Raw genomic sequence first — 12,385 nt, forward strand, 5'->3', positions numbered from 1 at the left:
CGAACCCCGCGGCGGGGTGCCCCCGCGCACCCCGCCGCGCACCACGGAAGGTCCGAGATGACGAGCCCCGAACCAGCGGTGCGGCCTGTCGTCGAGATGACCGGGATCTCCATCGAGTTCCCGGGCGTCAAGGCGCTCGACCAGGTCGACCTCCGCCTCTTCCCGGGTGAGGTGCACGCCCTCATGGGCGAGAACGGCGCCGGGAAGTCCACCCTCATCAAGGCGCTCACGGGCGTCTACGGCATCGACGCCGGCGACATCGTCGTCGACGGCGAGCCCCACCGGTTCTCCGGCCCGGGCGAGGCCCAGGCCGCGGGCGTCGCGACGGTGTACCAGGAGGTCAACCTCTGCGAGAACCTCACCGTCGCCGAGAACATCATGCTGGGCCGCGAGCCGCGGCGGCTCGGGGCCATCGACTGGCGCGCCACCCGGCGCGAGGCCGCCCGGCACCTCGCCACGATGGGCCTCGACATCGACCCGGCGTCGTCGCTCGGCTCCCACTCCATCGCCGTGCAGCAGCTCGTGGCGATCAGCCGCGCGATGGTCGTCGACGCCAAGGTCCTCATCCTCGACGAGCCGACGTCCAGCCTCGACGCCGACGAGGTCGCCCAGCTGTTCGCCGTCGTGCGCCGGCTGCGCGACCAGGGGGTCGCGATCCTGTTCGTGTCGCACTTCCTGGACCAGGTCTACGAGATCTCCGACCGCATGACGGTGCTGCGCAACGGCCGTCGCGTGGGGGAGTACCTCACGCCCGAGATCGACCGGCTCCGGCTCGTGTCGACCATGATCGGGCGGTCGATGGAGGTCCTGGAGGACCTCCAGGTCACCACCGACCACACGGTGCACGTCGAGGAGGGCGCGACGCCGTTCCTCCAGGCCGTCGGGCTCGGCCGCAAGGGCAGCGTGCAGCCGTTCGACCTCGACGTGTACGCGGGCGAGGTCGTCGGCCTGGCCGGGCTGCTCGGCTCGGGCCGCACGGAGGTGGCGCGGCTGCTCGCGGGCGCCGACCACGCCGACGCCGGCACCACGCGCGTCCAGGGCGCCGACGTGCGCCTGCGGACCCCGCGCGCCGCCATCGACCGCGGCATCGCGTTCTCCTCGGAGAACCGCAAGGCCGAGGGCGTCGTCGGCGACCTCACGGTGCGTGAGAACATCGTCCTGGGCCTGCAGGCCGACCGTGGCTGGCTGCGGCGTCTGCCCGGGAAGCAGGTGGACGAGATCGTCGCGAAGTACGTCGAGGCGCTCAACATCCGCCCCGCCAACCCGGACGCGCTGCTGCGCAACCTGTCGGGCGGCAACCAGCAGAAGGTGCTGCTGGCCCGCTGGCTCGCCACGGCGCCGCAGCTGCTCATCCTCGACGAGCCGACCCGCGGCATCGACGTCGGGGCGAAGGCGGAGATCCAGAAGCTCGTCGCCGAGCTCGCCGAGCAGGGCATGGCGGTGGTGTTCATCTCCGCCGAGCTGGAGGAGGTGCTGCGCCTCAGCCACCGGATCGCCGTCCTGCGGGACCGGGTGAAGGTCGCCGAGGTCGTCAACTCGGGCGACGTCGGCGTCGACGACGTCGTCGAGCTCATCGCGAGCGGAGGGAACCACTGATGGCCGCCACCACGAAGGCCCCGGCACCCGGCGGGACGGATCCCGTCTGGCGCCGCGCGGCCCGGCACAGCCTGTTCTGGCCCGTCGTCGCCCTGGTGGCGCTGCTGCTCGCGAACACCGCGTTCAGCCCCGACTTCCTCGCGGTGTCGATCCGCGACGGGCACCTGTTCGGTGCGCCGATCGACATCCTGCGCAACTCGGCGCCGCTGATGCTGGTGGCGCTCGGCATGACGCTCGTCATCGCGACGCGCGGCATCGACCTGTCCGTCGGGGCGGTCGTCGCGATCTCCGGGGCCCTGTCGCTCAGCTACATCGCGACGTCGCCCGACCCCGGGTCCCCGGTCACGGTGCTCACCGCGATCGCGCTGGCGCTCGGCGTGTGCCTCCTGCTGGGGGTGTGGAACGGGTTCCTCGTCGCGGTGCTCGGCATCCAGCCGATCATCGCCACCCTCATCCTCATGACGGCGGGCCGCGGCATCGCGATGCTCATCACCGAGGGGCAGATCACCACGGTGACCAGCGCGCCGTACAAGACGCTCGGCACCGGCTTCTTCGCCGGCCTGCCGGTGGCGATGCTCATCGCCTACGGGGTGTTCGTCCTCGTGGCGCTGCTGACGCGCCGCACCGCGCTGGGGATGCTCGTCGAGTCCGTCGGCATCAACCCGGCCGCCAGCCGGCTGGCGGGCGTCAAGGCCCGCACCATCGTGTGGACGGTGTTCGCGCTGTCCGGGCTGTTCTCCGGCCTGGCCGGGCTCATCCTCGCGTCCAACGTCATGGCCGCCGACGCGAACAACGCCGGGCTGTTCATCGAGCTCGACGCGATCCTCGCCGTCGTCATCGGCGGGACGTCCCTCCAGGGCGGCAAGTTCTCCCTGTCGGGCACGTTCGTCGGGGTGCTCATCATCACCACGCTCACCCTCACGGTGACGATCGTCGGCATCTCGCCGCTGGTCACGCCGCTGTTCAAGGCGCTGGTCGTCATCGCCGTCACGCTCGCGCAGTCCCCGCGCACCCGGGCGGCGTTCGCCGCGCGGGCCCGACGACGGGCGACCCGACCCGAGGAGGTGGCCGCCTGATGGCCGCCGACGTCACTCCCGTGACCCCGGAGCAGCACCGTCGCCCGGACGACCCCGCGGCGTCCGGACCCCGGAAGGAGGGGCCGCGCATGGCCTCCGTCTCGCGTCGGCTCCGCGTCGACCGCCGCTACATGCCCGTCGTCGGGACGTTCGTGGTCCTCGCCCTGATCCTCGCGGTCGGCGGCGTGCGGTACGAGAACTTCCTGTCCCTGACGGTGCTGGCGAACTTGTTCATCAACAACTCGTTCCTCATCGTGCTGGCCGTGGGCATGACGTTCGTCATCCTCACCGGCGGGATCGACCTGTCGGTGGGGGCGGTGCTGGCCCTGTCCGCGGTGACCGCCGCGTACCTCATCGACGCGGGCTGGCCGGTGGCCGTCGCGATGCCGCTGGTGGTGCTCATCGGGTCGCTCATCGGCCTGCTCCTGGGCGTGATGATCCACGTGTTCGAGGTGCAGCCGTTCATCGCGACCCTGGCCGGCATGTTCTTCGCGCGCGGCCTGTGCTTCGTCATCGCGCCGGAGTCGATCCCGATCAACGACCCGACGTTCGCCGCGATCGCGGGCTGGACCACGTGGGTCGGCGGCTACTGGCGGATGACGACCGGCGTGGCCGTCTCGCTGGTCGTGGTGGCCGTCGCGTTCTTCCTGCTGCACTACACGCAGTTCGGCCGCACGGTGTACGCCATCGGCGGTGGTGAGCAGTCGGCGCGCCTGATGGGTCTGCCGGTGGCGCGCACGAAGGTGCTCGTCTACGTGGTGTCCGGCACCTGTGCCGGGCTGGGCGGCCTGCTGTTCGCGATGTACTCCCGGTCGGGCTACTCCCTGACCGGTGTGGCGATGGAGCTGGACGCCATCGCGGCCGTCGTCATCGGCGGCACCCTGCTCACCGGCGGGACCGGGTTCGTGCTCGGTTCCGTGCTCGGTGTGCTGGTCCTGGGTCTGATCCAGACCGTGATCACCTTCGAGGGCACGCTGAGCTCGTGGTGGACGAAGATCTTCATCGGCGGTCTGCTGCTGGTGTTCGTCGTCCTGCAGCGTGTGCTCACCGCACGGCGCGTCTAGCGCCGTGCCCGGTCCGGGTCGTCCGTCGTCGGGCGGCCCGGACCTCGTCCCCCTGTCCGTCCGACGAGACCACCCCGGCGCTCACCAGATGTGAGCGCTCACACTGACACGCTCAGCGAGGAGTAGTCACGATGTACAACGCCGTACGACGATCAGCACCACCCCTGGCCCTGGCACTCGCCCTGGCCCTGCCCGCCTCGACGACGGCCCTGCCGGCCGCGGCGCTCGCCGCCCCCGCGGCAGCCGCGACCAGCCTGCCGACCGCCGTCGACGTCGTGGACGCCGACCACGCCGCCTACGTCTTCCCCTACTTCGCCGGGGAGGGCGCCGACGGCGAGAAGATCTACCTCGCGGTCAGCGAGGACGAGGACCCCACCACCTGGCACACCCTCAACGACGGGGAGCCGGTCCTCGAGTCCACCCTCGGCACGCAGGGCCTGCGCGACCCGTTCCTGATCCGCCACCCCGAGACCGGCGTCTACTACCTGCTCGCCACCGACCTGCAGATCTACGGCGGCGGCGACTTCGGCACCGCCCAGGAGACCGGCAGCCGCTCGATGATGGTGTGGTCCTCGCCCGACCTCGTCACCTGGTCCGAGCAGCGCGAGGTCGAGCTCGCCCCCGAGAACGCGGGCAACCTCTGGGCGCCCGAGGCGCACTGGGACGCGACGGCGAACGACGGCGAGGGGGAGTTCGTCGTCTACTGGGCGTCCGCCCTCTACGACGAGGACCTCGACCCCGCCGACCGTGACATCGCCACGTCCTACCAGCGGATGATGTCCTCCACCACGCAGGACTTCACCGAGTTCACCGAGCCGCAGCCCTGGATCGACATGGACCGCGGCGCGGGCCGCGGCATGATCGACTCCACCGTCGCCGAGGTCTCCGACGGCGCCGACGGCAGCGTCTACCACCGGCTCACCAAGGACGAGGCCGACTACACGGTCCGCCAGGAGTCCTCCACCGACCTGCGGCTCACCCAGGGCGTCACCGACGGCGACGGCTGGGACCTGATCGCCGAGCACGTCGGCGTCGGGCAGCCCAACCCGTGGGGCGGCACCTTCACCGCCGGCGAGGGCCCGACCATGTTCCCGTCGCTCACCGACGACTCCTGGTACCTCATGATGGACCAGCCGTCGTACCACGGCGGCCAGGGCTACATGCTGTTCCGCACCGACGACCTCGCCTCCGGCGACTGGACGTCGATGCCCGACGTCGAGCTGCCGAGCAACCCGCGCCACGGCACCGTCCTGCCGATCACGGCGGACGAGCAGACCGCGCTGCTGGAGGCCTACCAGCCCGACCTGCTCGCCGAGGGTGTCGCCCTCGACCGCAGCGAGGTCCGCCTCACCGCCGGTGCCACGACGACGCTGAGCGCCACCGTCACACCGATCACGGCCGACGACCGCTCGGTGACGTGGGGCAGCGACGACGAGGACGTCGCGACCGTGGACGCCGACGGTGTCGTCACGGGCGTCGCCGACGGGACCGCCACGATCACCGCGACCTCGCCGTTCGGCACGGCCGCCGCGACCGTCACCGTCACCACGCCGACGGCGGCCCCGCTGCCCGACGGGGCGTGGGTCGACCCGTTCGACGGCGACCAGCTCCGCGACCGGTGGAGCATCGCTCGCGAGGAGGCGTCCGCGTGGTCCCTCGGCGGCGGCGCGCTCACGCTGCAGTCGCAGCCGGGCGACACCTACCAGGGTGACAACAGCTACGAGAACGTGTTCCTCCTCGACGTCCCCGCGGGGGACTTCGTCGCCCAGACGGCGCTCGCCGCGACCCCGCAGCGCGACTTCCAGGGCGCCGGCATCATCGCCTGGCAGGACCACGACAACTACGTGCGTGCGGGCCTGACCCACGCGTCCGTGTTCGGCGGCGACCCCGTCGGCATCGAGACCGGCACCGAGACGGGCGCCGTCTACGGCGCCACGTTCGCCGCCCGCCCCGGCTCCACCGGGGAGACCGTCCGCCTCACCCGCACCGGGGACACGATGACCGTCGCCGTGTGGGACGACGTCGACTGGACGCAGGTGGCCACCACCACCCTGGCGGCCGACGTCACCCAGGTCGGCCTCTACGCGCTGGCCGCGGGCAGCGCGCCCAGCCACGAGGTCGAGTTCGACTACTTCGCGCTCGTCGAGCCCGAGGGCGCCGACATCGTCCCCGACGGCGAGTTCACCCTCGCCGGGACGGACGGCCGGCACCTCGTCGACGACGACGGCCTCGCGCTGGTGACCGAGCGGCCGCTGGTCACGACCGGCTTCGTCGCCACCCCGACCGGCGACGTGCCCGGCCCGGTCACGCTCGCCACGCCCGCCGGCGACCCGCTGGTGCGCGCCGGCGACCGGCTCACCGTCGGCGACGCCGGCACCGAGCCCGTCGAGCTGCGGCTCACCGACGTCGGCGGCGGCAAGATCGCCGTCCTCGTGGGTGACCGGGCGCTCACCGAGGGTCCGGACGGCACGCTCGTCCTCGGCGACGTCGACGACGCCGCCCGGCTCGTCGTCGTGCCGGTCGAGGTGACCGAGCACGCGCTGACGATCGACGCCGACGCCGAGCGCACCGACATGAGCGACGACCTCTACGGCGCGTTCTACGAGGACATCAACTACGCGGCCGACGGCGGCCTGTACGCCGAGCTGGTCCGCAACCGGTCGTTCGAGTTCAACACCTCGGACAACGCGTCCTTCACCGGCCTGACCGGCTGGTCGAGGGTCGGCGGCGGCACCATCGCCGTCGAGTCGGAGCGCTCGCAGTGGCTCAACGATTCCAACCGCTACTACCTGACCGTCCGCTCCGACGGCACCACGGGCGTGTCCAACGCGTCCTTCAACGAGGGCGTCGCCGTCACCGACGGCGCCTCCTACGACGTGTCCGTGTGGGCGCGCACCACGACCGCGCAGGACCTCACGGTGCGGGTGGTGTCCGCCGACGGCGCCACCACGTACGCCACCGGGAAGGTCGCGGTCGACGGCTCCGACGCCTGGAAGCGGTACACGACCACGCTGAAGGTGACCGGCACCGCGAACGACGCCCGGTTCCAGGTCGTCACCGGCGCCGCCGGCACGGTGCGGCTCGACATGGTGTCCCTGTTCCCGCAGGACACCTGGGTCGGACCGGTCAACGGCAAGAGCCCGCTGCGCAAGGACCTCGCCGAGATGGTCGCCGACCTCCACCCGCAGTTCCTGCGGTTCCCCGGCGGCTGCGTGACGAACGTCGGCACGTTCGACACCTACCTCGGCTCCGACGGTCAGGACCGCCGCCGCACGTACCAGTGGAAGGAGACCATCGGGCCCGTCGAGGAGCGCCCGACCAACTGGAACTTCTGGGGCTACAACCAGTCGTACGGCATCGGCTACCTCGAGTACATGGAGTGGGCCGAGGACCTCGGCGCCACCCCGCTGCCCGTCGTGTCCGTCGGCGCCAACGGCTGCGGCTCCTCCATCCCCGAGATGCACGTCGGCGACGAGAACTTCGACCGGTGGGTCGCCGACACCGTGGACCTCGTCGAGTTCGCCAAGGGCGACGTCGACACCGAGTGGGGTGCCGTGCGCGCCGAGCTCGGCCACCCGGAACCGTTCGACCTGCGCTACATCGGCCTCGGCAACGAGGAGAACACCGACACGTTCCAGGCGAACTTCCCCGCGTTCCGTGACGCCGTCGAGGCCGCCAGCGCCGAGCACGGCTGGGACGTCACCATCATCTCCAACTCCGGTCCCGACGACACCGGCGCCCGGTTCGACGAGCTGTGGGAGTTCAACCGCGACCAGGGCGTCGACATGGTCGACGAGCACTACTACAACGACCCCTCCTGGTTCCTGCAGAACGACGAGCGGTACGACTCCTACGACCGCGAGGGCCCGCACGTGTTCCTCGGCGAGTACGCCTCGCGCGGCAACACCTGGGGCAACGCGCTCGCCGAGGCGGCCTACATGACGGGCCTGGAGCGCAACTCCGACCTCGTCGAGCTGGCCTCCTACGCCCCGATGTTCGCCAACGAGGACTACGTGCAGTGGTCCCCGGACATGATGTGGTTCGACAACGACGAGTCGTGGGCGTCGGCGAACTACTGGAACCAGCACCTGTTCATGAACAACGTCGGCGACGAGGTCGTGCCGAGCACCCACACCGGCCCGCCGGCCGTGGGCAGTGAGGACCTCGACGGCGGGGTGTTCCTGTCGACCTGGTCCACCCGGGCCGCGTACGACGACGTCACGGTGACCGACAACGCCACGGGTGACGTGCTGTTCTCCGACACGTTCTCCGACGCGTCGCAGTGGTCGCCCGTCGCGGGCTCCTGGGCCGTCACGGGCGGGGAGTACGTCCAGTCGTCGGGGACCGTCAACGACGCCCGCAGCATCGTCACCGACGCCTACGGCAAGGACTGGTCGAACTACACCCTGGAGCTCGACGCCCGGAAGATCTCCGGCAACGAGGGCTTCCTCGTCGGGTTCGCCGCCGGCGGCGCCAACGACTACTACTGGTGGAACCTCGGCGGGTGGAACAACACCCGCTCCGTCCTCCAGCGGGCGTCCGGCGGGTCCGCGAACGAGGTCGAGGCCCTCGAGGGCCAGCGCCTCGTCACCGGCCAGGACTACCACGTCAAGGTCGTCGTCGAGGGCCGCACCATCGAGCTCTACCTCGACGGCGAGCTCCAGATGACCTACACCGAGCCCACCGAGAAGTCGCTCTACCAGGTCGTCACCCACGACGACGCCACGGGTGAGCTCATCGTCAAGGTGGTCAACCCGGGCGCCGCCACCGCCCGCACGGACGTGTCCGTCACCGGCGCGTTCGACGTCGCGGCCGACGTGGCCGTCACCGAGATCGTGGCCGACGCGTCGGCCACCAACACCAAGGCCGACCCGGACGCCGTCGTGCCGGTGGACCGTGCCTGGGACGGGGGAGCGAACGAGTTCACGTACGACTTCCCGGCCCGCTCGGTGACGTTCCTGCGGCTCGCCGAAAAGCCCGCCGAGCCGACCCACCCCGCCTGGGAGGCCGGCACGGTGTACACCGCGGGCGACCTCGTGACGTTCGAGGGATCGACGTGGCTGGCGACCTGGTGGACGAAGAACCAGGAGCCCGGCGCCTCCCCGTGGGGTCCGTGGCAGGAGATCGTCGAGGCGGCGGACGGCACCGCGGTGTGGACGCCGTCGCGGATCTTCACCGCCGGGGACGTCGTCGTGCACGACGGCGTGCGGTACACGGCGCAGTGGTGGACGCGGAACCAGGAGCCGGGCGGCAAGCACGGCCCGTGGAAGGTGACGCCCTGACCGGTCGGCCGACTGACGGTCGGCCCGACTGACGGTCGAGCCGACCGACGACGCGACGAGCGTGCCGGCCGCTCCCTCACGAGAGCCTCATGAGGGAGCTGCCGGCACGCTCGCTGCGTCCCGGGGTGGTGCCCCGGGGGGCACCCACCTGGACGCAAGTGGTCCGCAAGTCTCGCAAGCGGTTTGCGTCGCACGGTGTAACCTCGGACCATGTCGAGGCGACTGGCCGAGGTGGCCGCCAAGGTGGGAGTCAGCGAGGCGACCGTGAGCCGCGTGCTCAACGGCAAGCCCGGCGTGTCCCAGGCAACGCGCGACGCCGTCCTCACCGCCCTCGACGTCCTCGGCTACGAACGCCCCACCAAGCTCCGCGGCGACCGCAACCGCCTCGTCGGGCTCGTCCTGCCCGAGCTCGCCAACCCCATCTTCCCCGCGTTCGCCGAGGTCGTCGGCGGGGCTCTCGCCCAGCAGGGCTTCACCCCCGTGCTGTGCACCCGCACCGCCGGCGGCATCACCGAGGCCGAGTACATCGACCTCCTCCTCGGCCAGCAGGTCTCCGGCGTCATCTTCGCCGGCGGTTTCTACTCCGAGCGCGACGCCGACCACGCCCACTACCGGCGCCTCGAACAGCTCAACCTGCCGGTCGTGCTCATCAACGCCTCGATCGAGACCCTCGACTTCCCGCACGTGTCCTGCGACGACCTCGTCGCCACCCACCAGGCGCTCGAGCACCTCGTCTCCATGGGCCACGAACGCATCGGCCTGCTCCTCGGCCCCGCCGACCACGTGCCGTCCGAGCGCAAACTCGCCGCCGCCCGGGCGTTCGCCGCCCGCCACGGCATCGACCTGCCCGAGGAGCGCGTCGTCCACAGCCAGTACTCCCTGGAGAGCGGCCAGGCCGCCACCAACCGCCTCCTCGAGGCCGGTGTCACCGCCGTCCTCAGCGCTTCCGACCCGCTTGCCCTCGGCGCCATCCGCGCCGTCCGTCGCGCCGGCCTCGACGTCCCCGGCGACGTCTCCGTCGTCGGCTACGACGACTCCGCGCTGATGAACTCCACGGACCCCGCCCTCACGACGGTGCGTCAGCCCATCGACGCCATGGGACGCGCCGCCGTCGACCTCCTGGCCAGCATGATCGCGGGCGCCGAGGTCTCCCGCGACGAGCTCCTCTTCGAGCCCGAGCTCGTCGTGCGCCGCTCCACCGCGGCGGCCCCGCGCGCCTCCTGATCTGGGCCTGCCGCGGTTGCGGCGGTCCGGTGGGCGGGTGGTGGCGCGCGGTCGCGCGCACGGGCGCAGGGCGCCCTCCGCTCCCGGTCTGACGACCGCGCGCCACCACCCGCCCACCGGACCTCGTCCAGCCCCTCGCCTCTCGCGGCAGACGTGACTCGACGTGCGCCGACAGCGGAGGTGGACGGGGCGGGGTGACCGCGCGGCGTCGTCGAACCGGAAGTGGACGGCCCCCTGGGGCCCGTGAACGCGACGTCGCGCGGTCACCCCGCCCCGGCCGCCGTCGGGACCACCCGCCCCGGCCGTGCCTCCGCGTCCCGCCGGAACGTCAACAAGCAATGATCGCGATTCGATAACGCAACTGTCGAGTTCTTGCGTAGATCATGTCGGCTGGTTACTGTCGGGCTCGACGACGACGTTCGAACAGAAGGGCTCGACGGTGAGCACGCTCCACGACGCCGACTGGTGGCGGCACGCGGTGATCTACCAGGTGTACCCGCGGTCCTTCGCGGACGGTGACGGCGACGGGACCGGCGACCTCGCCGGGGTCCGGACGCACCTGCCGTACCTGCGGGACCTGGGGGTCGACGCGATCTGGTTCACCCCCTGGTACGCGTCGCCCCTGGCGGACGGCGGGTACGACGTGGCGGACTACCGGCGGATCGACCCGGCGTTCGGCACGCTCGCGGAGGCGGAGGCCCTCATCGCGGAGGCCCGTGAGCTGGGGATCCGGACCATCGTCGACGTCGTGCCCAACCACGTGTCCGACCAGCACGCCTGGTTCCGGGCGGCGCTGGCCGCCGGGCCGGGGTCGCCGGAGCGGGAGCGGTTCTGGTTCCGCGACGGCCGCGGCCCGGGCGGCGACGAGATGCCGACGTCGTGGGAGTCGAGCTTCCAGGGGGACACGTGGACGCGTGTCACCGAGGCGGACGGCACGCCCGGCCAGTGGTACCTGCACCTGTTCACCCCGCAGCAGCCGGACCTCAACTGGGACCACCCGGACGTGCGGGCCGAGCACGAGGACGTCCTGCGGTTCTGGTTCGACCGGGGCGCGGCAGGGATCCGCATCGACTCCGCGGCGCTGCCGGTGAAGGACCCGGCGCTGCCGGAGGTGCCGGACGCCTGGGGGCCGGGGGAGCACCCGCACCTGGACCGCGACGGACTGCACGACGTCTACCGGGCGTGGCGGGCCGTGGCGGACTCCTACGCGGAGCCGCGCGTGCTCGTGGGCGAGATCTGGCTGCCGGACGCCGAGCGGTTCGCGCTGTACCTGCGAACGGACGAGATGCACACGGCGTTCAACTTCGACTTCATGACGCGGCCCTGGGAGGCGAAGGCGCTGCGGGAGTCGATCCGCACGACCCTGGAGGCGCACGAGCCCGTGGGCGCGCCCGCCACGTGGGTGCTGTCGAACCACGACATCACGCGCCCGGTGACGCGGTACGGCCGCGAGGACTCGTCGTTCGACTTCGCGGCGAAGCGGTTCGGCACGCCGACGGACCTCGATCTCGGGCGGCGTCGCGCCCGGGCGGCGGCCCTGCTGACGGGGGCGCTGCCGGGCACGCTGTACGTGTACCAGGGCGACGAGCTGGGGCTGCCGGAGGTGGAGCTGCCGCGCGACGTGGTGCAGGACCCGATGCACTTCCGCTCCGGCGGCGTCGACCCGGGCCGGGACGGCTGCCGCGTGCCGCTGCCGTGGACGCGGGAGGGCCGCTCGGCGGGCTTCTCGCCCGAGGACGCGACGGGGGAGCCGTGGCTGCCGCAGCCGGCGGGCTGGGGCGAGCTGTCCGTCGCGGCGCAGGAGGCCGACCCGACGTCGATGCTGCACCTGTACCGCGCGATGCTGGCCGCCCGCCGTGCCGAGCCGGCCCTCGCGGGTGAGGAACTGACCTGGGTGGCCCTGCCCGCCGCGGGCGACGACGTGCTCGCGTTCGCGCGGACGGCGCCCGGGCCGGGCGGCGGCACGCTCGTCTGCGCCGTGAACCTCGGGCCCGCGGCCGTCCCGCTGCCCCGCGGGGCCGACGTCGTCCTGGCGTCGTCCCCCCTCGACCCGGCCCCCGCACCCGACGCGGGGCCCGACCTGCCGCCGGACACCGCCGTCTGGTACCGCCCGTAGGGCCGCCACGCCGTCCACGGACCCGCC

Annotated in this window: 6 protein-coding genes; all 6 read left to right on the plus strand. The window is 72.1% G+C overall.

Going from position 1 to position 12,385, the window contains the following annotated elements; translation table 11 throughout:
• Nucleotides 1–57 precede the first annotated feature (57 nt).
• The 6 genes from ATJ88_RS04995 to ATJ88_RS05020 all read left to right on the plus strand — a co-directional run bounded on the left by ATJ88_RS04995 (nt 58) and on the right by ATJ88_RS05020 (nt 12,358).
• Complete coding sequence (locus ATJ88_RS04995) at nt 58–1,596, plus strand: sugar ABC transporter ATP-binding protein (protein WP_098462876.1); 1,539 nt, start codon at nt 58–60, stop codon at nt 1,594–1,596.
• Nucleotides 1,596–2,672, plus strand: a complete 1,077-nt coding sequence (locus ATJ88_RS05000) for an ABC transporter permease (protein WP_098462877.1) — start codon at nt 1,596–1,598, stop codon at nt 2,670–2,672. Before ATJ88_RS04995 ends, ATJ88_RS05000 begins: the two co-directional genes overlap by 1 nt.
• 89 nt (nt 2,673–2,761) lie before the next feature.
• Complete coding sequence (gene yjfF / locus ATJ88_RS05005) at nt 2,762–3,736, plus strand: galactofuranose ABC transporter, permease protein YjfF (protein WP_098465126.1); 975 nt, start codon at nt 2,762–2,764, stop codon at nt 3,734–3,736.
• Nucleotides 3,737–3,867: 131 nt separating this feature from the next.
• The gene (locus ATJ88_RS18540; protein ID WP_098462878.1) at nt 3,868–9,018 is read left to right on the plus strand and encodes an alpha-L-arabinofuranosidase C-terminal domain-containing protein; all 5,151 of its coding nucleotides are present in this window, start codon (nt 3,868–3,870) and stop codon (nt 9,016–9,018) included.
• Between the two features lie 210 nt (nt 9,019–9,228).
• A complete protein-coding gene (locus ATJ88_RS05015; RefSeq protein WP_098462879.1) occupies nt 9,229–10,242 on the plus strand; it encodes a LacI family DNA-binding transcriptional regulator in 1,014 nt (337 codons plus the stop codon).
• 439 nt (nt 10,243–10,681) lie between these two features.
• Nucleotides 10,682–12,358 (plus strand): glycoside hydrolase family 13 protein, encoded by a 1,677-nt coding sequence (locus tag ATJ88_RS05020; RefSeq protein ID WP_211287465.1) that lies wholly within the window; start codon nt 10,682–10,684, stop codon nt 12,356–12,358.
• The last annotated feature ends 27 nt before the right edge of the window (nt 12,359–12,385 follow it).

It is taken from the genome of Isoptericola jiangsuensis, assembly GCF_002563715.1.
In the GTDB taxonomy this organism is placed as follows: domain Bacteria; phylum Actinomycetota; class Actinomycetes; order Actinomycetales; family Cellulomonadaceae; genus Isoptericola; species Isoptericola jiangsuensis.